Raw genomic sequence first — 23241 nt, 5'->3', positions numbered from 1 at the left:
TTAGTTTCTTGTCAATTACGCCTAAGCGTAGCTGTGTCCAGATTTTTCCGAGTTTATGTGCTCTAAATACTGGAGCAAACCATAAATAACGCTTCAAAACCTGTATCATTCGGCTAAAAATACCCGAAACTTTATGTATATACGTTTTGTAAGAAAAAGCTGACTTTGGACTTGCTTGAGAAGTCTAAGTCAGCTACATAGTTGGAATCCATTCAGCTAAAATTAAGCTGAAGTTTTTTTGTTGTCATCTTTTTTCAATTCAGACCCATCATCCAAAATTAATTTTGGATCTGCTTTATCACGAATTGTTTCAGCTGTGATGATACATTTTTTAATATCTTCACGTGAAGGCAATTCAAACATAACATCAAGCATTGTCGCTTCGATGATTGAACGAAGACCACGGGCACCTGTTTTACGTTCGATTGCTAATTTAGAAATTTCGACAAGTGCATCATCTTCAAACTCAAGTTCTACATCATCTAGCTCCAACATTTTTTGGTATTGTTTTGCTAAAGCATTTTTAGGTTCAGTTAAAATTTGTACTAATGCATCGACATTTAACTGTTCTAAAGTAGCCAATACCGGTAAACGTCCGATAAATTCCGGAATTAAACCGAATTTCAATAAATCTTCAGGAATTAACTGAGACATAATTGAAGCTTCTTCATCAATATCTTTATTTTGTGTTGAAGCAAAGCCAATTACTTTTTCGCCTTGACGACGTTTAATAATTGTTTCGATTCCATCAAATGCTCCACCTACGATAAATAAGATGTTCGATGTATCGATTTGAAGGAACTCCTGGTGTGGATGCTTACGTCCGCCTTGTGGAGGAACACTTGCAACTGTACCTTCTAAAATTTTCAGTAATGCTTGTTGTACACCTTCACCTGATACGTCTCGTGTAATTGAAGGATTTTCAGATTTACGAGCAACCTTGTCAATCTCATCAATATAAATGATACCCTTTTCTGCACGTTCTATATCATAATCTGCAGCCTGGATTAGTTTTAAAAGAATATTTTCAACATCCTCACCAACATAACCTGCTTCAGTTAAGCTTGTCGCGTCAGCAATTGCGAATGGTACATTTAAAATACGCGCCAACGTTTGAGCAAGTAAAGTTTTACCGCTACCAGTTGGTCCGATTAATACGATATTCGATTTTGATAATTCAACATCATCAATTTTTGAATTCGAATTAATACGTTTATAGTGATTATATACAGCAACTGCCAATGCTTTTTTTGCACGTTCTTGTCCGATTACATATTCACCTAAAATATTTAAAATCTCTTTAGGTTTTGGAATTTCATTGAACTCGATTTCCTCTTCGATCCCTAACTCTTCCACTACGATCTCTGAGCATAGTTCGATACATTCATCACAAATATATACGCCTGGTCCTGCAACCAGTTTACGAACTTGTTCTTGTGGTTTACCACAAAAAGAGCATTTTAAATTGCCTTTTTCATCATTAAATTTAAACAATTTGGTTCACCCCTATTCAAGCAACAATCTTACAAGATTCTAGTTGTTTTATCAAATAAATTGATTGCGCGTTGTTACTAGCTTATTTTATGTCCTATTAAACTTTGCTGGCTGTTCAATAGTTAATGAAATTATATTGTAACTTTTTATCATTAAATATTCAAATGAACCAACTATTATATGTATGTATTCAAAGGTAGAAAACAAGGCACGGGAATACCGTACCTTGTCAAAATCTCATTTTATTCAATCCGTACTAGTTTTATCTTTATGTTAGACGGTAGCCCAGGAATTAAACCGGTACTTGTCGGTACTGATTCTTGCTTCACCATGGTCATGAATCAGTACAGGATTGAATTCGAACTCGATTATTCAAAACAAATAATTAGTTAGAAATTTTAGCGTTTTCAACTAGGAATTCAACTGTTTTTTGAGTGCGGATATCGTTCTCAAGAACTTGAGTTCCACCTAAAGCAGTTAAAATTTGGTCGTTTGACATACCGAATTGAGCAGCCATTTTTTCAACTTCTGTATTGATATCTTCTTCAGATACTTCAATATTTTCAGCTTGACCAATTGCTTCTAAAACTAAAGATACACGTACACGGTTTACAGCTTCTTCAGCCATTTGAGTGCGTAATGCTTCTTCGTTTTGACCTGAGAATTGGTAGTATAGGTCTAAGTTCATGCCTTGCATTTGTAAACGTTGGCCGAATTCTTGAACCATACGGTCAACTTCAGTGTTGATCATACCTTGTGGAATTTCAACTTCTGCATTAGAAGCTGCTTTTTCTACTAACTCGTCGCGTAAAGAAGCTTCAACGTCTGCTTCTTTGTTAGCTAAAGTTGTTTCTTTTAATTTAGTGCGTAATGCTTCTACAGTTTCAACTTCTGGATCGATTTCTTTAGCGAACTCATCAGTTAAGTCTGGTAATACTTTTGTTTTAACTTCTTTAACTGTTACAACGAATTTCGCTTCTTTACCAGCTAATTCAGCAGCATGGTATTCTTCTGGGAAAGTAACTACTACATCTTTCGTTTCACCAGTTTTAGCACCTACTAATTGCTCTTCGAAACCTGGAATGAATGAACCAGAACCGATTTCTAATGCGTAGTCTTCACCTTTACCGCCTTCGAATGCTTCTTCTCCAACAAAACCTTCGAAATCGATTACAGCTGTATCGCCTTCAACGATTGCTTCATCTTCTTTAATTTCTAATTCAGCTTTTTTAGCTAATTGAGCGTCGATTAAAGATTGAACTTCTTCGTCTGTTACTTCAGCAGATTGTTTTGTTACTTCTAAACCTTTATATTCACCTAATTTAGGTTCTGGTTTCACAGTTACTGTAGCAGTGTATGTGAAGTCAGTACCTTTAGTGAAATTCTCAGTACCCGCGATTTCCGGGTAGTCAACTGGCTCAATACCAGCTTCGTCTAAAGCAACTGGGTATGAAGAATTGATAACGATTTCTAAAGCATCTTGGTAAAGAGCTTCTACACCGTACATTTTTTCAAATACGTTACGAGGCATTTTTCCTTTACGGAAACCTGGTACATTAATTTGTTTTACTACTTTTTTGAAAGCTTGGTCTAAAGCTTTATCAACTTCTGCAGCTTCTACAGTAACCGTTAATAAACCTTCGTTACCTTCTTGTTTTTCCCATTTTACTGACATATATATTACCTCCAAAGTTAACATTCGTTTGAATAAACAAACTCGTCATATATATTGTTTGACAACCATTTTAGTATAACATAGATGCTCAATGTTTCAACTTTTTTCACTACTCTTGCAAATCCGACATTTTTTCTATGTTTTGTAAAAAAGTTACTATTTCACCATTCTTTTCGCTGTCTTCACCGAACATTGTTTTCACGTAATCGATATAGCCTGCTGCAACTTCTTCACTGGAATACCCGGACCATTCATACGGATAAAGAACAATTGCATGCTTATCGATTAAGTGCAGCGCAAACTCTAATGTTGAAGGTTCCTGCGCCAATTTCCCCGCTATAATTTCCGTAATTTCCGTATATTGAGGCAGCTTCGTCGGCAACGGAAAATTCACCGGATTTAATTCTATGGACTGATCAAGTTTTGTTACAGTAACTGTCATATTGATTTCCTGTTCAACAAGCAGGATGAGCAGTAAACTCTTTATAAATGGTTCGATTCCATCGTTTTCAATGATTGCTTTCAATTCATCTGAATAAGGACGGATATTCTTTTCTGTAAGCTCATGTATTAGGATCATTTGCTGTTGTGCGGACTTTTCTAAAAATTCTGTTGCCGTAAATTCTTCAAGTTCTTCATCTTCTATAATTGTTGCTTGAAAATGGGATTCCTGATTTTCGGCAATATGGGCGTTCAAGTTTTTTAAACGTTCGAATTTCCCCACTTCATGATCAGGAATTAACTGTTCGTCAAACAATGACTCAATGATTTTTTCGACTTGTTTAAACTGGCGTAATTGCATGCAGATCGTTAAGTACAATTCCATTACTTCAAAGTACATGTTAGGGCCTATCGCAAGCAATTCCTCACATACTTGTTTCGCACGTTCGAAATTTTTTTCTTCATATAATGAGTACGCAAAAATACTAAGTGACATTTCATCCCCTTCACCCAGCAACAAAGCTTGCTCAAATAACTCATTCGCTTCTTTGTATTGGTTATTTTCAGCCATATGTTTTGCTTCATTAAATAACCGGTCCGTCATCCCAGGGAATAAAATTACTTTTCCATGACCTTTATTCTTTTTATTTTCTTTCATCTAATCACTCCATCGGCGACAAAGTAATGCTAATGCACTCTTCGTCCATTGCATTTATTTTAACGTTGTTTTTTCATTCCAACAATAAGTACTCAAAAATTATAGTTATATACAATTGATTACTCGTATGCGTGTTTTAATTCGAAGTTGTTACCCTTTTTCCTCAATGTTCCCGTTCTTACTTGGAAATAACCTATTTTATTGATAATATCAGCAGATTGAAGGTATTTTTATGTGTGAAAAAAGTCGTTCTGGTTGCATTGACCGAGCAGTGCGGTATACTAAGCGCTATGAATATTTACGTAATAGATATAATTAAATTAATTGAAAGAAGGATTTATAAATGAAATTTGGATTTATCGGCCTTGGAAACATGGCTGGCGCGATTATTCACGGCATGATTACAAGCGAGCAATTTAATGCTGCCGATGTACACGGGATGAATAGGAGCCGCGAAAAAACCGATGACCTTGTACATAAATACGGCATTCAGGCAGCCGATACGATCGAACAGCTAATGGAACAAGTTGACGTTATTGTCATCGCTGTAAAGCCCCAAATGTTTGAAGATGTTTTACCCGCAATTAAAAAACACCTGACAAATAAACACATCGTCATTTCAATCGCTGCCGGTAAATCACTCGATTATTTACACGAGGAACTTGGAAGCGAAACGTCTATCTTCCGCGTTATGCCAAATATCAACGCTACCATCGGGGCATCGACAAGTTGTTATTCAACTCAGAAAGCTAGTGACAATCAAAAAGCCATCGTCGAGAAGCTGTTTGCTACAGTCGGAACAATTGTTGAACTTCCTGAAAGCCTATTCTCAATCTTTACAACAATCGGTTGTGCTTCTCCTGCCTTCACTTACCTTTATATCGACTCATTAGCACGTGCGGCAGTTCGTGAAGGAATGCCAAAAGATATGGCACTTCAAATTGCAGCAAGCTCTGTATTAGGCAGTGCGCAAATGGTATTACAATCCGAATCACACCCATGGGCATTGATCGATCAAGTATGTTCACCTGGAGGAACGACAATTCAAGGTGTCACTTCCCTTCAAGTCAATCACTTCGAAAGTACAATCTACGAAGCCGTTGATGCCGTTACGAACCGTGATACATTTTTGCAAAAACAGACAGTTAAATAGAAATGCCAGCCCAGTGGATTTGACTTCTCACTGGGCATTTTCTTTTTTAGACAAAAATGATAATAATTTATGTTTTTCATTTCTCTCAATTCTCAAAAAAAAATATGAGAACATAATTGCTAACTACCGTACTATTCTATATAATCAATCTTGTTTCAAAAATGAAACCAAAAAATTATAGATTTGGAGCGTGACAAGAAATTGGGTAAAGCATTGATTATTGGAGCTGGCGGTGTAGCTAGCGTTGTCGTACATAAATGTGTACAAAACTCAGAAGTATTCGAAGAGATTATGATCGCAAGTCGAACAAAATCAAAATGTGATGCTTTAAAAGATAAATTAGATGGTGGAAAAACGATTATTCACACAGCACAAGTGGATGCGGATAACACTGAGGAACTAATTGACCTAATCAATGGATTTAATCCAGATGTGGTGATCAATGTAGCTTTACCATATCAAGACTTAACTATTATGGATGCATGTTTAGCAACAAAGACTCACTATGTAGATACAGCGAACTACGAGCCTTTAGATACTGCTAAATTCGAATATAAATGGCAATGGGCGTATAAAGAACGTTTTGAAGAAGCAGGTATTACTGCGCTTCTAGGTTCAGGTTTTGACCCAGGTGTAACAGGCGTATTCACAGCGCATGCACAAAAGCATCATTTCGATGAAATTCATTACATCGATATCGTTGATGCAAACGGTGGAGACCACGGACTTCCATTCGCAACAAACTTCAACCCTGAAATCAACATTCGCGAAATTACTGCGAACGGACGTTTCTGGAAAGATGGCGAGTGGGTTGAAACGGAGCCTTTAGAATATAAAACAGTTTATAACTTACCGGAAATCGGTGAAAAAGATTGCTACCTTCTATACCATGAAGAGTTAGAATCTTTAGCGAAGAACATTAAAGGTTTAAAACAAATCCGCTTCTGGATGACGTTTGGCGAAAAATACTTAACACATTTAAATGTACTTGAAAATGTAGGTATGACTTCAATTGAGCCAATCGAATTCCAAGGACAAATGATTCAGCCAATCCAGTTTTTAAAAGCTGTTTTACCAGACCCAGCTACATTAGGTCCTCTTACAAAAGGTAAAACAAACATCGGCTGTATCGTTCGCGGTATTAAAGACGGTAAAGAAAAAACTTACTATGTATACAATGTATGTGATCACCAAGAATGCTACAGAGAAGTTGGCTCACAGGCGATTTCATACACAACTGGTGTACCGGCAATGATCGGCGCAATGCTTGTAATGAACGGCGAATGGCAAAAACCAGGTGTATGGAATGTAGAAGACTTCAATCCAGACCCATTCATGGATGCATTAAATAAATGGGGATTACCATGGCACGAAACAGAAAACCCTGAATTAATCGGCTTGGAATTTACTTCTGCTGGAGAAAAAGCATAATGGCAGATATTAAAAATACGAAAAAACCTGTGATGGCGGCTGCTCTTGCAGAAGAAACAGGCATAGACTGGTCACAGGCACCATCTCCAGCCTTCGTAGTGGACGAGCGATTACTTGAGCGCAATTTAAAACTATTAAAATCCGTACAAGATCGCACGAATTGTGATATTTTACTTGCACTTAAAGGCTTTTCTATGTGGTCAACATTTCCGATGGCGCGCAATTATTTAGCGGGAATTACATCTTCCTCACTATTTGAAGCACGTCTTGGTTTTGAAGAATTCGGCAAGGAAGTACACGCTTACGCTCCTGCTTATGCAGAGCATGAAATCGATGAGTATTTAACTTATGTCGACCATATTGTATTTAACTCTTTTGATCAGTTAAATAAGTACAAAGACAAAGTGTTAAATCACGAGAAAAATATTTCTATTGGTTTACGTGTAAATCCTGGTTATTCAGAAGTGGAAACTCCTCTGTACGACCCTTGCTATATTAACTCGCGTTTAGGTATTCCGGTGGAGTCATTCCGTCCGGATGAACTTGACGGTGTTGAAGGCATTCACTTCCATGCTATGTGTGAGCAAGGTGCTGAAGTTCTGGAGCGTATTTTAGTACACTTTGAAGAGAAATATGGTGAATACTTGCATCAAATGAAGTGGATCAACTTCGGCGGCGGACACCATATTACGAAACCAGGTTATAATGTTGAGCTATTAGTCAGCTTAATCAACCGCATCCAAGAAACATATGGCGTAAAAGTAATTTTAGAGCCAGGCGAAGCAATTGCGCTTAATACAGGGTATTTAGTCGCGACAGTGCTTGATATCGTGCATAACGGCATGGAGCTTGCAATTGTCGACTCTTCAGCTACTTGCCATATGCCGGATACACTTGAAATGCCTTATCGCGCGCATATTATCGGTTCGGGTCAGCCAAACGAAAAAGCTTACACATATCGTTTAGGCGGCATGACTTGCTTAGCAGGTGACATTATCGGAGACTATTCTTTTGATGAGCCGCTTAAAGCAGGCGACAAACTTGTCTTTACGGACATGGCCCATTATACAATGGTAAAAACGCATATGTTCAATGGTGTAAATTTACCAAGTATTTGCACTTACAATGAACAAGATGGAGTGAAAGTAATTCGTACCTTCCAATACGAAGACTACCGTAACCGTCTATCTTAATTAACAATACAGGGTAACAAAACATCCATTTTCTCCTTGAGGAAATGGATGTTTTTCTGTTTTCAGAAGTTCCGTATTTAAATATACTTTTATCATTTTGAATGATTTGTTGCACGAAGCTAATTAATATAGATATTACAGAGTATATGTTAAACTTACTTTTAGTAACTTACTAAAGGAGTCTAATAATATGAAGAAATTTGAATTCGGCATTTATTCCCTTGCTGATATTGGCATCGATCCTTTAACAGGAAACCCCCCCACTCCTTCACAACGTTTGGAGGAAATTTTACAGATGGCGGACTTAACGGAAAATTTAGGACTGGATGTGTTTGGTGTCGGTGAGCATCACCGTCTTGATTATGTCGTTTCTGCCCCGCCTGTTGTCTTGTCTGCAATTTCTCAGCGGACAAAACATATTAAACTGACGAGCACAACAACCGTTTTAAGCACGGTGGATCCTGTTCGACTTTATGAAGATTTTGCAACGCTTGATTTACTTAGCAATGGACGAGCCGAAATTTTAGCAGGTCGTGGTGCATTCATTGAATCTTTCCCCCTTTTTGGGTATTCAACAAGTGACTATGACGCATTATTTGAGGAAAACTTACTTTTACTTCAACAATTAAATTCACAGGCACGCGTAACATGGAGTGGTCAATTTCGCCCAGCTTTAAATAATGCGGAAATCGCTCCAAGACCCTTTAATCAGGAAATTCCTATTTGGGTTGGTGTTGGCGGTACTCCAGAAAGTGCCGTTCGAGCAGGTCGTGTCGGAGTTGGAATGGCACTTGCAATATTAGGAGGCCCCCTTGACCGGTTCCAGCCATTAGTGAATCTTTACCGAAAATCCGGACAGCATCATCCTGAAAAGTTAAATGTTGGAGTTACTGGTCACCTTTTCATTGCAGATACAACGGAACAGGCACAGGAGCAATTTTACCCTTACTATAAAAACTATTGGCAGTATGTTAATCAGCAACGAGGCAGTTTCAGCTTCCAGTTATCTTTTGAACAATTCATCGAAATTACCGGACCGAACATGGCATTATTTGTTGGAAGTCCTGAAGATGTTGCAGAAAAAATTATTAAACAATATGAATTCTTCGAGCATAGCCGATTTTTGGCGCAGCCGGATATTGGTGGTCAACCATTTGAACTTGTAAAAAACAGTATGAATTTATTTGCCAACGAAGTCGTTCCAATTGTTAGAAACCACATTGAGATGAAATTATAAAAGTTTTCTTTTGCAAAGGAAAACAAGCACGGCAACAACTTTTACGTTGTACCATGCTTGTTTTTTTTAAGTTCCACAATAGCTTACAAACGGTGGTTCTTCGTCTGTTGGTGGCTCTGTATATTTTTTGTACTGCTCCGTTATATTAAACGGACTTGTCAGCACTTGCAGCATCTCGGCAAACATTGACGGGTCGCCTTCTGCAAATTGTTCAATTGCCTGTTCCACAAAATGATTTCTTGGAATAACGGCCGGATTAACAGACTGCATTACTTGCATCGTTTCATCAATCGTCGTGTCTTGCTGTTCAATCCGTTCAAACCATGTTTTTTCCCACTGTTTAAATGCCTCTGACTGGAACAAATCATTATTCGGCCGCTTACCTTCCGACAATGCACGGAAAGTATTTGTATAATCCACTTCATGTTCTTCCATTAAATTCAGCAGATCATCAATCAGCTTCTCATCATGTTCATCAATTGAAAGAAGACCTAATTTTTCCCGCATTTCGCTATAATAATATGCTTCATAAATTGATGGGAATTTCCCAAGAATATTTTGTGCTAGCTGAACTGCTTCCTCTTCATTTTCATGAAGGAGCGGCAGCAAGCTCTCAGCAAAACGTGTTAAGTTCCATGATGCGATCGGCGGCTGATTGCGGTAGGCATAACGCCCCTGACGGTCAATCGAACTGAATACAGTTGCCACATCATACGTATCCATAAACGCACATGGCCCGTAATCGATTGTTTCACCGCTGATTGTCATATTATCGGTATTCATTACACCATGAATAAAGCCGATACTTTGCCACTTCGCTATAAGGGCAGCTTGTCTATCAAGTACCGCTTCGAGCAATGCAAGATAGCGGTTTTCCGCCTGCAATAGCTCGGGATAATGGCGCCGGGTTGCATAATCTGCCAAAGCTTTTAAGTCGCCAGCTTCGCCAAATGTAGCCGCATACTGAAACGTTCCGACCCGCAAATGACTTGCGGCAACCCGAGTTAAAACAGCGCCTTCCAAAGCCGTTTCACGATAGATAATATTGCCAGTTGCCGTAACGGCTAGGCTGCGTGTTGTCGGGATCGAAAGCGCATGCATTGCCTCACTGATGATAAACTCCCGCAACATTGGACCGAGTGCAGCACGTCCATCGCCACCACGAGAATATGGTGTAAGACCGGATCCCTTCAATTGAAGATCAAATCGTTCCCCATTTGGCGTGATGTGCTCTCCGATTAATAACGCTCTTCCGTCGCCTAGCATATTAAAATGTCCGAACTGATGTCCCGCATAGGCTTGAGCAATTTGCGCTGCACCATCCGGCATTTCATGTCCCGCCAAAATAGCGGCACCATACTCTTTTAATTCCTGAGCCTTTAAACCAAGCTGCTCTGCTAATGTACGGTTAAAGATGACGATTGAAGGTGATGTCACTTCATTAGCCGTTACATGGGAATAAAAAGTTTCCGGCAACTCCATATAACTGTTATTAAAACGAAAACCAAAATTCTGCTTTTTATCTGTCATTGTTTTCGCCTCATTTCTTTCAAAGATGCACTTATTATAAACTTTTTTATACAAGTTAACCAAAATTACGACCGGTTATATTTATATAAGCACGCCCCTCATATGTTAACCTATCAAAAATAAAAGTTGACACAAAACAAAACTCATTTTATATTTATGTTAACCAGAATAATATAGAAGTTAACGACAAGGGGAGTAATGTATGGAGACTGTTCACAAAACACAAAGCTTTAAAACAATCGATTTAATTTACAGTGCACTTTTTGCGACACTTATTATGGTAGGAGCAAATATTACATCATTCGTACCTTTTCTAACGGTCGGTGGTGTACCGATAACATTACAAGCATTTTTTGCAATATTAGCAGGTTTAGTACTTGGATCAAAAAAAGGAGCCATTGCATGTGCAGTGTATATGTTTATCGGGTTAGCAGGGGCACCGGTATTCTCTAAATTCACAGGCGGATTTTCGGCGATTCTACTACCGACTTTCGGCTTTATCGTAACGTTTATTATTAGTGCATATATTGCCGGTAAAATTGCCGAAAAGTTTCAAACGCGACTTGCCTATATTATTGGCGCACTTATTGCGATGGCAGTTAACTATATTATAGGAACAACATGGATGTATTTCGCCTATACATTATGGGCATCTGCTCCAGAAGGTTTTACATTTAAAATGGCATGGCTTTGGATGATTCCTCCAATGCCAAAAGATATTATTCTTTCAATTTTTGCCGGGTTTTTTGCTTATCGTATCCAAAAGATCCTGAAAATCCTGCCAACAAAATAATATAAAAGATTGCAGTAGAACTCCTCATCTAATGTTATCGGCGTCATCATTATACCGAGATTCATATATTTGATATACTTTATTCAATAGATGAAGGAGGAATTTCATATGGCAAATCATTATCAAAATATAGTTGTTGCAGTAGATGGTTCAGAAATAAGTGATCTCGCTTTTCAAAAATCGATTGATATAGCAAAACGAAATATCGGCTCGACTTTACATATTATCCATGTAATCGATACGAGCTTCTCCACATCTTTTGATATGCTTTATGATAATATGGTTGAATTGGTTCGAAAACATGGTGAAGTTTTATTGGACCGCTATGAATTGGAAGCAAAAGAAGCAGGCATTCCTACAATCAATAAAATTTTAACAAAAGGCACACCTAAGACGATTTTAGCGAGAAAGCTTTCAGAGCATGCGCCAGCAGATATTATTATTTGTGGGGCAACCGGATCAAATGCGGCAGAGCAGATGTTCATGGGCTCCACTACAGAAGCAATCGTTCGGCATGCAACATGTGATGTATTGATTGTACGTACACCAGAAAAATAAAAAAAGGGGTTATGAGGTGCACAAAAATGTCCTCATAACCTTTTTAAATCATTAAAATTTCCCGGATATCTTGCTCGGTTAATGTTCCCTTCGACGATTCATCACCGTCCAATATATCCGAAATAAGCATTTTCTTCTTCTGTTGAAGCTCACTCATTTTTTCCTCAATCGTTCCATTTGCAATAAGCTTAATAACTTGTACAACTTCCTTTTGCCCCATACGATGGGCACGGTCAGCTGCTTGTTCCTCGACTGCCGGATTCCACCATAAATCATATAAAATGACGGTGTCCGCCCCTGTTAGATTCAGTCCAGTACCACCTGCTTTTAATGAAATCAAAAACATATCCCGCTCTCCATCATTAAAAGAGTTACAAAGTGCAATACGCTCTTCTGAAGGCGTTTGTCCATCAAGGTAAAAATATTGTTCTCCGCGCTTGGAAAGCTCTGTCGCAATCATTTTCAACATTTGTGTAAACTGTGAAAATATTAATACCCGTCGGCCGGATGCCTTCGATTGTTCCAATAGTCGGAACAGCTGCTCAAACTTTGCGGAACCACCTTTATACCCTTCGACAAACAATGCCGGGTGACAGCAGATTTGACGCAGTCTCGTAATTCCCGCCAAAATACGAATTCGGTTTTTATGAAACGTTTCTTTGTCCAGATGCTTCATTGTATCAACACGCAACTTGGCCAAATAGGCGGCATACAACGCTTTTTGCTCCGGTAACAGTTCAGCTTTTTCAATCATTTCCTCTTTTTGAGGTAATTCCCCTAATACATGTTCTTTCATTCGGCGAAGGAGAAACGGCCGTACTTTTCGTGCAATATCTTTTCGCTGCATATGGCGGAAATCCTCAAGCTCGCGGAACAGCTGCGGAAAGATGACACGGTAAATCGACCATAATTCCGATAATGAGTTTTCAATCGGTGTTCCTGTTAAACCAAAGCGATTTGTTGCATTGATTCTTTTTACCGTTCTTGCTGTCTGAGTAACCGGATTTTTAAAGGCCTGTGCCTCATCAAAAAATACCGTATGGAAATGCTGACGTTCATAAAATGCGCTATCTTTACGTAATAACGGATAGGTTGTAATAATAACATCATGATCTTCCATTGTACGCAGTAAATGACGCCGCTCCGCTACTTCCCCATCAATGACAATCGCTTCGGCTTCCGGTGCAAATTGCATGAACTCATAAAGCCAATTGTATGAAAGCGACGATGGACAAACGATTAGAACCGGCTGTTTGTTAGCACGGATTATCGGCAATTCTGATACAATAAAAGCAATACTCTGGACTGTTTTCCCAAGCCCCATATCATCGGCAAGCACACCGCCGAATCCATAATTCGAGAGCAATTTCAACCAGTTAAAACCATGTTTCTGGTAATCCCGAAGAATTGGTTCCAGGCTTTTTGGAACTTCAAATGTCAATGATTCAGGATGTAATAACTGACCTGTAAACTGTTTAAACGATTCTTCCGCTTCGAATATATCACTTTGTTCAAATTGCTCCAAAAACGGTAGACTATCCGTTATTGGCATATTAAACGTTAATTCATACTCATCATCCTGAGCTGGAATTGCTCTAAGAAAACGTTGAATTTCTTCGATTTCCCTCGTCTCCAAAGACAGCAATGCCCCATCTTGTAGACGATAATATTTTTGCTTCACTTTGATTGCCGCTAAAATTTCTTTAATTTGCTTATTCGAAACGCCATCCATTTCAAATTTAAATTCCAGCCAATTTGTTCGTTCCTTTTGGACATTCACCCGGATTTTTGGAAAGTTATTTTCTTTGGCAATCCGCAGCTTAACAGAACTTGTTGCATAGATTTTAGCGAGTTTTGTGAGCTTTGGAAGCTGGTGATATAAAAACTCATATTCAAGTTCTTCATTCTGCATATAGTAGCCGCCATCCGTTTTTGTAAAGCCGCTTTCATCCATCAACGCTAAAACTGCCGCTTCCTTTTCGATATCCCGAATGATGAACACGTCATCTGAAAGCTGTTCATCCAATGGTTGAATGACAAATTGCCCGTACTGAAATTCCACACCTGCTAGGAAACGATTTTTCAGACGGTCTAAATAAACGTTTACTACTAATGGGTTTTCCATCTGTTTAACCGAAAGCTCCCGAGCCATTTCGACAACGCCTATTTTTTTCAGTTTAGGTATCACCTGTTCCCGGAAGTAATCCCAGTGTGAATGCTCAATTGTTAATAAAGATTTTTGCTGAAGCATTTGCTTTAATTCGAAAAGCTGCTTCATGCTGTCTTCACTCATTTGCGTCAATTCACCTTCAAATAGCACTAACCGGTAACTTGGAAGCAAGACAGCACGTTCAATTCCTTCTATATAAAGCTGATACTCTTCTCCTTTTGCTTCAATGAAAAAACGAAGTGCTGTAGGCTGTGTTACAATCTTTAATTCGCTATAGCTTTCGTTTTGATAAAATAACAAAACATTTTTCGTATTGGAAATCAATGAAGAAAGTATATACCAGGATGAAGGCGGAATGATCAGCAAATGCTGCTCCTGACTTTGTACAGGCATATCATTATAAAGTGCATCATCTTCTACAATTTTTATAAGGAGCTGTAAGATGGCATCATGCTGTTCGTCAAAACAAAACTGTTCAAAATTATAGGTTGTGTTATGGGAAATCCGGTATGGCTTTTTATTTTTTATATGTGTTAAGAACTCTCGAATAGATAAAATTTGATCTCCATTAACTTGGAGCTGCATTCCAATAACCGGGTCTTGTTCTGTAAATTGAACAGGTGTTATTACGAACTGTACATCCATTACTTCCCGCTTTTCAAAGTGACGCTGCTGCTTTGTCGTTTGTACTGTCTGTTGTTTAAAAATAGAAAGAAAACTGTTTTCAGAAATAAAACTTTCATCGTACTCATCATCTGGCAGCGATTGAGCCTTATTCTTGCTGAGATTATTAATAGCGATAAGAACCGCCGCTACATGTTGACAGCTTTTACTGAAATCACCCAATGTCGGACAACTGCACGATGTCTTAAATTGATCTGTTCCCTCTTTTTCTATCCGGACAACGAATTGTTCCGTGCTTTTTACAACCGCTTCTCCATACATATCCGTATATTGCAGGAAATTCACTTTTCCTGTTTGATAAAAAGTTTGCCCTTTTTTAAAAGAAACGGTTCCGCATAGATTTTTTATTTGTTTTTCCGATAGTTTAATATCCATGCCGTTCCCCCTTTTCTATTCAATCCATTTTCTCATGTCACTCATTGAATTACTAGTTTGAAGCGAAGATGAAGAAAACCTTTAATTCTTCAATAATTACGTTATGAGATGAGTAAATGAAAAAATTAAGAGCAAAAAAATATCATTTCCCCTTAGAGAAAAATGATATTTTTGGGTTATCTTTGCCTCTTCAAACTCAAGCAAAAGATGATTTGATTTTTTCTAGATGTCGGACTGTTGGCGTCAAGTTGGCAAAGAAGTATGCTTCACGCAGTTTGCGTGATGGTACACTTCCTGCAACATAACCGGCAGCTCCATTGTGTATCATGTTCGCCTGTACCGCAGCTAATGTATCATGCACTGCTTGCAGACGTGTGTTGACAATTTCCTTCAATGACAAATTGCCTGCCAAGTTGTTCAACTCTGAATTAATTCTATCATATTGATCCCGCAGTTCAGTTGCCTGTACTTTTAAGTATTCATTACAGCCATTTTGCTTCGCTTTTACTTTTTCAATACCTTCAACTGCTGCCGCAATAACACCTGCACCAAGCGGAACTTGATAATAAATAAACGTAGGGCGAATAATATCGCAAAATGCTTTTGCATCCTCGGAAATGACAAAGTCTTTCGAAATTACAACTTGATTAAATTTACATGAATAAGTCGCGCTGCCATTCACTCCAAGGAAACCAAGTCGTTCATTCATTTCAAGACCTTTGATATCAGTTGGGACAAGCACCAGAACTTCACGACTATCGACTGTCGCAACTGCACCAAAGTAATGACGGTTCCCCAAATTTGATACAGCAGGCAATGTTCCAGTAATAACATAGCCTTCTTCTGTCTTTTCTGCCTTCAGATGAAGTTTTTCTAATCCAGAATAGTACTTCATCGCATTTGATAAACCTGTTGCACCAAGTTTTACGCCGTTTTCCAGCTCAGGTAATATTGTTTGCTTTAAATACGAGTTATTACTATTACGCAAATAAGTTAATGCGGCTAAATGGCACCAAACACAAAACGCTGTTGTCATACAAACCTTTGCTGTTTCACGAACAACCGCTGCCTCATCTTGTAATAGTGTCGATTGGTCCTTATTTGCCGAATGGAAGAATCCAGCCTCACTTAGCGCTAAAATATAATCTTCTGCATAATGTGCCTGTTCATCGACCTTCTTCACTACGGGCTTCAGTTTTTCATCGATGATTCGTTCTAACAATTCTTTGTTCAATGCCATTGTCCCCGCATCCTTTCCTTTTAGTCTGCCAATTCCGTTAATGATGTGATCGGTGTTTGCACTGCTTCACGTGCACGTTTTACAGCTGCTTCATCTGGTGCATCATAGAAACATAAACATTTTGTCATATCTTCACATACATAAGTACGAGAGAATTTTACATCTGGAACTTCTTCGTATTTTACCGAATTTTTCTTTTTACGCTCTAAATATTTTTCCATTGTGATTTCTGCAGGAATTTCCCATTCCACTAGGTAGTTCACTTGCTCGCCGCCTGCTTTGACTTCATCAAGTTCTTTACCGATTAAACGTACTTCCTTTACTAAATCAATAGCAACACCTTGTGTTTGTAATGCTGTTTTTGCTGCTTCCTCATCAGATGCTTCAATAATGAAATAGCCACGGGAAAAATCTTTTGCCACTTGTACTTCGATAACCCCAACACCTTCTGTTGCATGCACTTTTTCGACTAATGCCGCAAATGCTTCCTTTGAAGAAACCTCGTTAATTGTTGATTCTACTAAAAATAAACTCATTGTATTATCCTCCTAATAGTAAATGTTAGATTGTTCTATATTCAAATAGGCGTTCTGATAGAGCGCACTATGAATACCCATTTAAAATGCCTTTTACAGGTTAAAAAAATTAACTCGCATTGCATAAAATTAATGTTTATACTTGTATCAAGGAGGCGAAAACATGAAAACACGTTATGACTTACCTTGTAACATTGCACAAACATTAAATATTCTTGGTGATCGTTGGACGCTTCTCATCATTCATGAACTGCTGATCGGTGAAACGAACTTCAATGATATTAAGCTGAAGCTTCCAGGTTTGTCAGCAAATATTCTGTCAAACCGGTTAAAAGAATTGGAAGAAGCACAGATCGTTCAAAGTGAGCTATATTCCGCCCATCCCCCACGCTACCGTTACACATTAACGGAAAAAGGTACCGCCCTTGAGCATGTTTTCAATTCGATGATTATATGGGGTGCTGATCATCTGGAAACCTGCTATAAAGAAATCGTAGGTCCTGATGAACAGCGTGTAGAAGTCGGATATTATTCTACTGACACTGGCGAACGTGTCGATACGATTCATATACGGCCGTTAAAAACTGTCTAAAATCATTAGGCAGTTTTATTTCGCGCCTCCCCAGATGCGGTTTACCCAGCTTTCAAAATAATGAATGCCTTTATCCAGTAAAAGGCCAAGTACCCCGATTACAACAATACTCGCCATGACTAAATCCAGACTCAAAGAATTTCGTGCATCGACAATTAAAAATCCTAAACCCGATTGCGCACCGACCATTTCCCCGGCTACGAGGAAAATCCATGCAGAACCTAGCGCCATATGCAGCCCATTGGCGATCATCGGAAATGAAGCCGGCAATATAATTTTTCTCATTGTCTCAAAAGGGCTCATTTCAAAATTCGATGCAATGCGTAAATACGTTTTGTCGACTTTTTTTACCGCTGATACCGTTGACAATAAGACCGGGAAAAATGCAGCGATAAAAATAATCACAATCGCCGGCATATTGCCGATGCCGAACCATAAAACGATAAACGGTGACCATGCAATCGGCGAAACCGGTCGCAATACTTGAACTACTGGATCGAGCACTTTCCAGACAGCCGGCAACCTTCCTAAAATCAACCCTAACGAAATGGCTGCAACAACTGCAATAAGATAACCTGAAAAAAATCGTAATAAACTAATTTGTATATGTGCAAACAGCGAACCATCGGAAATGATCGCAAGTAATGCTTCCCCCACTTTTAAAGGCGGAGGGAAAAGTGCCGACTGATGCCCACCTATCATAATTGCAGCTTGCCAAACGACAAGTAATAATAGAAAGCCAAGTGCAATCGGGGACAATTTCTTCACTATCGCCATAATATCCCTCCGTCCTCTACTAATTTACAAAGCTAGCATCAACAAAATCTTCATAGGAAGGCGGGTTTTCGGATAATCCCATTTCCAATAATGCATCACGTAGAATCGCATAGCTGTCTTGTTCAATACTTAAATTGTCGTAGGAAATCCAATCTAATGATATATCCAGTACATTTTTTTCAACTGTTAAATATTGACCAACGACTTCATGCATATGGTCGTCTTTCCCTTGTGCAAGCTCACCGCCTGCTACATAGTCATCGACAAACTTCCCTGCCAATTCTTTATTGTCTTTAATAAACTGACCGCGCAATACTAAACCGCAATCAATCGAATCTTGCCAAATTTCTTCTGACTGATAAAGCACTTTCCCGTTTTCCAATGCAACCGATATCGCACCAAATGGCTCAGCAACTACATAACCAGCAATACGCCCTTCCGCTAAAGCTGCAGGCATTTCCGCTGGCGGCAATTCGATCACATCTACTTCATCGTAAGCAATGCCATGTTTTTTCAGCATTTCATACAGCAAAATATTGTGTGTTGAAAATCTGCTTGGAATCGCAAAAGATTTCCCTTTTAGTTCTTCCACGGAGTTTATATCTTTCCCACCGATCAATACATTGCCATCACGGTGACCAAGTGCCACTGCTTTTAGATCAATGCCTTTTTCCTTTGCATTCATCGCTAGCTGGATCAATACAGATGCCCCATCAATTGCACCAGTATTCAGTGCATCCATCAGCTCTGGCCAAGACCCGAATTTCACGAGCTCTAAATTGTAATCTTCATACTTTTCATCATTCTGCATATATAACGGAACTGCATGCGTAATCGGTAAATAGCCGATTTTAATCGTTGGCTTTTCCCCGTCACCTGCAGAACTTCCTTCATTCGTCCCGCATGCCGACAACACTGCCACGAACAGCATTGTCATGATTAACACTACCTTTTTCATCTACTATCCTCCTAAATATTAAATTCGATTGCTGCTTTATCATGAGTAAACTGGAATTCATTGAATATAATTTCGCGGTAATGCTGAAAATCCGTATCAGCACGATTGCGTTCCTTTGGCAACTTCAGCACAACTTCTTTATGAATTTCACCAGGATTAGGCTTCATAATAAGGATGCGATCTGCTAAATAAATTGCTTCATCGATGTCATGGGTTACTAATACAATCGTCATTTTCTCGCGTTGCTGGATTTGTTTTAATTCATCCTGTAAATAATAGCGTGTAAAGGTATCAAGCGCTCCGAACGGTTCATCCATTAAAATAACTTCCGGTTGAATGGCTAGCGCACGGGCAATTGCGACGCGTTGCTGCATGCCACCCGACAGCTCGCCAGGCAATGCATTTGCACGGTCTTCCAATCCGACCATCTGTAAATAATGGGCCGCTCTTTTTGTAATTTCAGCAGTCGATAAATCTGAATTCTCAATCCCGAGCTCCACATTTTTCCGAACAGAGCGCCATGGCAGCAGCCCGTAATTTTGCATAAGCATAATACAGCGTTTACTAGGTTTTGTAACGGCAGTCCCATCAAGCAGGATCTGTCCTTGATTAGTCGTTTCAAAGCCACCGATACAGTTCAGCAATGTACTTTTACCGCAACCGCTTTTCCCCAGAATGGCAATCACTTCGCCGTGTTTTATATTAAAGGAAACATCCTTTAATACTGTCGGACCTTTTTCTCCATACGACTTTGAAACCTCATTAATTTCAATCTTAGCTGTCGACAATTATTTTTCACCCCAATACCGATTATTCAACTTGGTTTTATATTATATGAGTTATATTATTATACTTACTTAAATAAAACAACCTTATTTTTTAATTAATTTTTATTTTCTAAAAAATAATCGGATATTTTTAGAATATAATGTAAAATAGAGCAATCTACTCTTTGTAGATTTCGTTTGTTTTATCGGAAAGTGAGGTTATATGAATGAAAAAAGTAACATTAGTTCCACAAGCGCTTAGCTATGCGAAAGAAATCCATCGATTATCAATGGCGCCCGAAGTAAAGAATGCACTCGGGCTCCCTACACAATCTTTAGAGGATACGGAAAACTTTATTATTAATACACTAATGGAGGAATCTGAAGGGAAAACTATATCCCGTTTAATTTTGAATGAAGAGGACCAATTGATTGGTATTACGACACTGATGTTTATCGATCAGTCCAATAAGCAATGCCATATCGGAAGCTGGATTGGAGTCGATTATTGGGGACAAGGTTATAATCTGGCCTCTAAAATAGAACTATTGAAAATAGCATTTGAATACTTGCATCTTGAGGTAGTTTTTGCCGGTGCACGCACGGTCAATTTGCGTTCTCAAAAAGCACAGGAAAAACTCCCGTTCATATCTTTAAATATCGAACAGCAATTTCCCGAAGAACATTTGCTGCTGGAAAAAAGACAAAAGCAGCCGTGTATTTTAAATGCTGTTTTCAAGGACGACTTTCTCAACTATTTATATCCAACACAAAAAGAGCGGAAAATTTAGAGATTACTCTAATTTTCCGCTCTTTTTATTTATTTTAGTTAGCAGCTGCTTGTTTTGTGAAACGAGGATGTGCCCAAAGTTCACGCCATTTTATGAATGATGTAATTACAATGATCAATCCCAATGTCAGCATAATAATCGATAGAATACCGTTTAAAATATTGTAACCACCGGCCATTTCGTTCCAGTAAACATTTTTCACCATCCAGAATCCTGCTACATTTACCGTAATATATAAATACACTAATGGAATAAAGCAAGTTAAAGCATAAATACGTTTATCTGCTACTTTCAATACGAATGTTACACCACATACTAGACCAATGGAGGCCATCAGCTGGTTGGATACCCCGAATAACGCCCAGACAGAAGCAATATCCCCTGAATTTAATAAGTATCCCCACATGATACAGGCCAATGCACTTGCTCCAATTGCCCCTGGTAGCCAATCCGTCTTTTTCAGCGGCTTATAGACATTCCCTAAAAAGTCTTGAATTAAGTAACGTGCTGTACGTGTACCTGCGTCAATTGCAGTTAAAATAAATACAGCTTCAAACATTATAACAAATTGATAGAAGTAAGCGGTTAGATGGCTAAACCATTCTACCCCTGCAAATATGGATGCCATACCGACTGCAAGTGTTACGGCACCACCAGTACGTCCCTCCAGATCCATACCAATCGCTTCTGACAGCACCGGTAAATCAACTACCGTCATTCCTAATTTCGCGAATGCTTCAGGTGATGAGTTAATCGCAAAGTAATCTGCCGGATGCAGTACAGTTGCAGCGATCAGTGCCATAACTCCAACGACACATTCTACGAGCATTGCACCAAAACCAACTACGCGAATATCATCCCATCGGTTCAGCATTTTCGGTGTAGTACCTGATCCTACAAATGCATGGAAACCAGAAATAGCTCCACAAGCGATTGTAATCGATACGAATGGCCATACTGGACCTGCAACAATTGGACCGCCTCCTAGGAATTCAGGAATAAACGCAGGGAATTGAATTGTAGGGTTAATAATAAACACTCCAATGATTAAAGCAATAAACACCCCTATTTTCATGAAACTGCTTAAATAATCGCGTGGTGCCAATAAGAACCATACTGGTAAAGCAGCCGCAAAGAACGCATAAATCGGCAATAGAATCGATAATGTTTCACGATCCAATGTTAGTACATCACCTAACCAAGTACCTTGAATAGATGGTCCGTAGAAAACGGCCCCAACAAGGAGGATGACCCCAAGTATTGTTGATATTTTCAAGTTCCCTGTAAATTTATTGATCAGGCCCATGAGCATTGCAATCGGTATCGTTGCAGCAACCGCAAATGTTCCCCAAGGGTTTTCTGCTAAAGCACCTAAAATAACCATTGATAAACCAGCCATTGTAATTGTAATAATGAACAGCATTGCTAATCCTGTACAAAAACCAGCGACAGGCCCAAGCTCTTCACGCATAACTTCCGATAATGACTTCCCGCCTTTTGTCATCGAAGCAAATAATACAACAGCATCGTGTACAGCTCCCCCAATAACAGCACCAATTAATAACCAAAGGTAACCCGGTAAATAACCGAATTGCGCGGCTAAAATTGGCCCAACTAACGGTCCTGCAGCTGCAATTGCTGCAAAGTGATGCCCGAATGCTACCCAACGATTTGTCGGCACATAATCTTGTCCGTCATTTTTTTCGTTTGCAGGTGTTGGCGTATCTTCATTAATCTTTAATACTTTTTTTGTAAAGAAAATTCCGTAAAAACGATAGGCAATTACTAAAATACATATTGCCCCAATTACTAGTGTAATCGCATTCATTTCACTTTCCCCCTATGTATATCTCTTTTGTTGTAATACAACAATAACAAAATTAAGAACTGTTGTATCACAATATTTAAAATTAACTGAAAATTATGCATAATAGCTATTTTATCATACTAGACTACTTAAATTATGGTAATTATCAAAATAATAGAAATAAATTCCCCTTACAATACTTCACATACCTATGTTACGTGAAGATTCTCTTCTAAAGAATGAACTGCTTTTTTTGTTTCTAATAACTTTACATCATTTTTTTGTAATATAAATGAAATATAATTTATGTTTAATATAAAGTGAGATGGGAATTTAACTAGTAAGCTTAGCAATAAGCTAAAAAATTTTCACTAGGAGGAT

At 38.6% G+C, this 23241-nt stretch carries 19 protein-coding genes; 8 read left to right on the top strand and 11 right to left on the bottom strand.

Annotation, left to right across the window (positions count from 1 at the left end):
* Positions 1–222: 222 nt before the first annotated feature.
* From clpX to M3166_RS01285, 3 genes are all read right to left on the bottom strand, one after another.
* Positions 223–1494 (bottom strand): ATP-dependent protease ATP-binding subunit ClpX, encoded by a 1272-nt coding sequence (clpX, locus tag M3166_RS01295; RefSeq protein ID WP_251686632.1) that lies wholly within the window; start codon positions 1492–1494, stop codon positions 223–225.
* A gap of 385 nt (positions 1495–1879) precedes the next feature.
* Positions 1880–3169 carry a trigger factor gene (gene tig, locus M3166_RS01290; RefSeq protein WP_251686631.1) on the bottom strand — a complete coding sequence of 430 codons (1290 nt, stop codon included), beginning with the start codon at positions 3167–3169 and terminating at the stop codon, positions 1880–1882.
* A 109-nt stretch (positions 3170–3278) separates the two neighbouring features.
* Entirely contained in the window at positions 3279–4268 is a 990-nt protein-coding gene (locus M3166_RS01285; protein WP_251686630.1) for a DUF3196 family protein, read from the bottom strand.
* Between the two features lie 343 nt (positions 4269–4611).
* Here M3166_RS01285 and proC point away from each other — a divergent pair, with 343 nt between their 5' ends.
* From proC to M3166_RS01265, 4 genes are all read left to right on the top strand, one after another.
* A complete protein-coding gene (proC, locus tag M3166_RS01280) occupies positions 4612–5421 on the top strand; it encodes a pyrroline-5-carboxylate reductase (RefSeq protein ID WP_251686629.1) in 810 nt (269 codons plus the stop codon).
* 201 nt (positions 5422–5622) lie between these two features.
* A complete protein-coding gene (locus M3166_RS01275) occupies positions 5623–6852 on the top strand; it encodes a saccharopine dehydrogenase family protein (RefSeq protein ID WP_251686628.1) in 1230 nt (409 codons plus the stop codon).
* Between the two features lie 32 nt (positions 6853–6884).
* On the top strand, positions 6885–8045 hold the full coding sequence (gene nspC, locus M3166_RS01270; RefSeq protein WP_251689986.1) for a carboxynorspermidine decarboxylase: 1161 nt from the start codon (positions 6885–6887) through the stop codon (positions 8043–8045).
* Between the two features lie 190 nt (positions 8046–8235).
* Complete coding sequence (locus M3166_RS01265; protein WP_251686627.1) at positions 8236–9282, top strand: LLM class flavin-dependent oxidoreductase; 1047 nt, start codon at positions 8236–8238, stop codon at positions 9280–9282.
* A gap of 66 nt (positions 9283–9348) precedes the next feature.
* On the opposite strand, the gene M3166_RS01260 is transcribed toward M3166_RS01265, so the two are convergent.
* Entirely contained in the window at positions 9349–10812 is a 1464-nt protein-coding gene (locus M3166_RS01260) for a protein adenylyltransferase SelO (protein WP_251686626.1), read from the bottom strand.
* Between the two features lie 202 nt (positions 10813–11014).
* Here M3166_RS01260 and M3166_RS01255 point away from each other — a divergent pair, with 202 nt between their 5' ends.
* A complete protein-coding gene (locus M3166_RS01255) occupies positions 11015–11605 on the top strand; it encodes a biotin transporter BioY (RefSeq protein WP_251686625.1) in 591 nt (196 codons plus the stop codon).
* 108 nt (positions 11606–11713) lie between these two features.
* Positions 11714–12163 carry a universal stress protein gene (locus M3166_RS01250; RefSeq protein ID WP_251686624.1) on the top strand — a complete coding sequence of 150 codons (450 nt, stop codon included), beginning with the start codon at positions 11714–11716 and terminating at the stop codon, positions 12161–12163.
* A 43-nt stretch (positions 12164–12206) separates the two neighbouring features.
* Here M3166_RS01250 and M3166_RS01245 read toward each other — a convergent pair whose 3' ends face one another.
* The 3 genes from M3166_RS01245 to M3166_RS01235 all read right to left on the bottom strand — a co-directional run bounded on the left by M3166_RS01245 (position 12207) and on the right by M3166_RS01235 (position 17168).
* Positions 12207–15392 carry a DEAD/DEAH box helicase gene (locus tag M3166_RS01245; RefSeq protein WP_251686623.1) on the bottom strand — a complete coding sequence of 1062 codons (3186 nt, stop codon included), beginning with the start codon at positions 15390–15392 and terminating at the stop codon, positions 12207–12209.
* A gap of 196 nt (positions 15393–15588) precedes the next feature.
* Positions 15589–16632, bottom strand: a complete 1044-nt coding sequence (locus tag M3166_RS01240; protein ID WP_251686622.1) for an acyl-CoA dehydrogenase family protein — start codon at positions 16630–16632, stop codon at positions 15589–15591.
* Positions 16633–16652: 20 nt separating this feature from the next.
* Entirely contained in the window at positions 16653–17168 is a 516-nt protein-coding gene (locus tag M3166_RS01235) for a DUF4242 domain-containing protein (RefSeq protein ID WP_251686621.1), read from the bottom strand.
* 163 nt (positions 17169–17331) lie between these two features.
* Between M3166_RS01235 and M3166_RS01230 the strand changes: the two genes are divergently transcribed.
* Positions 17332–17760 carry a winged helix-turn-helix transcriptional regulator gene (locus M3166_RS01230; protein WP_251686620.1) on the top strand — a complete coding sequence of 143 codons (429 nt, stop codon included), beginning with the start codon at positions 17332–17334 and terminating at the stop codon, positions 17758–17760.
* A 15-nt stretch (positions 17761–17775) separates the two neighbouring features.
* Here M3166_RS01230 and M3166_RS01225 read toward each other — a convergent pair whose 3' ends face one another.
* The 3 genes from M3166_RS01225 to M3166_RS01215 are packed head-to-tail and all read right to left on the bottom strand — an operon-like array spanning position 17776 to position 20283.
* Positions 17776–18537, bottom strand: coding sequence for an ABC transporter permease (locus tag M3166_RS01225; RefSeq protein WP_079528125.1), 762 nt, complete (start codon positions 18535–18537; stop codon positions 17776–17778).
* A gap of 19 nt (positions 18538–18556) precedes the next feature.
* Positions 18557–19495: an ABC transporter substrate-binding protein gene (locus M3166_RS01220; protein WP_251686619.1), complete on the bottom strand. Its 939-nt coding sequence runs from the start codon at positions 19493–19495 to the stop codon at positions 18557–18559.
* Positions 19496–19506: 11 nt separating this feature from the next.
* A complete protein-coding gene (locus M3166_RS01215) occupies positions 19507–20283 on the bottom strand; it encodes an ABC transporter ATP-binding protein (protein ID WP_251686618.1) in 777 nt (258 codons plus the stop codon).
* Between the two features lie 206 nt (positions 20284–20489).
* On the opposite strand from M3166_RS01215, the gene M3166_RS01210 reads away from it, so the two are divergent.
* Positions 20490–21053 (top strand): GNAT family N-acetyltransferase, encoded by a 564-nt coding sequence (locus tag M3166_RS01210; RefSeq protein WP_251686617.1) that lies wholly within the window; start codon positions 20490–20492, stop codon positions 21051–21053.
* Positions 21054–21087: 34 nt separating this feature from the next.
* Here M3166_RS01210 and M3166_RS01205 read toward each other — a convergent pair whose 3' ends face one another.
* Complete coding sequence (locus M3166_RS01205; RefSeq protein ID WP_251686616.1) at positions 21088–22881, bottom strand: carbon starvation CstA family protein; 1794 nt, start codon at positions 22879–22881, stop codon at positions 21088–21090.
* Positions 22882–23241: the final 360 nt, after the last annotated feature.

It is taken from the genome of Solibacillus isronensis, assembly GCF_023715405.1.
In the GTDB taxonomy this organism is placed as follows: Bacteria; Bacillota; Bacilli; order Bacillales_A; family Planococcaceae; genus Solibacillus; species Solibacillus isronensis_B.
Note: the sequence above shows the minus strand (reverse complement) of the source record. Positions and strands in the feature narration are given on the sequence as shown.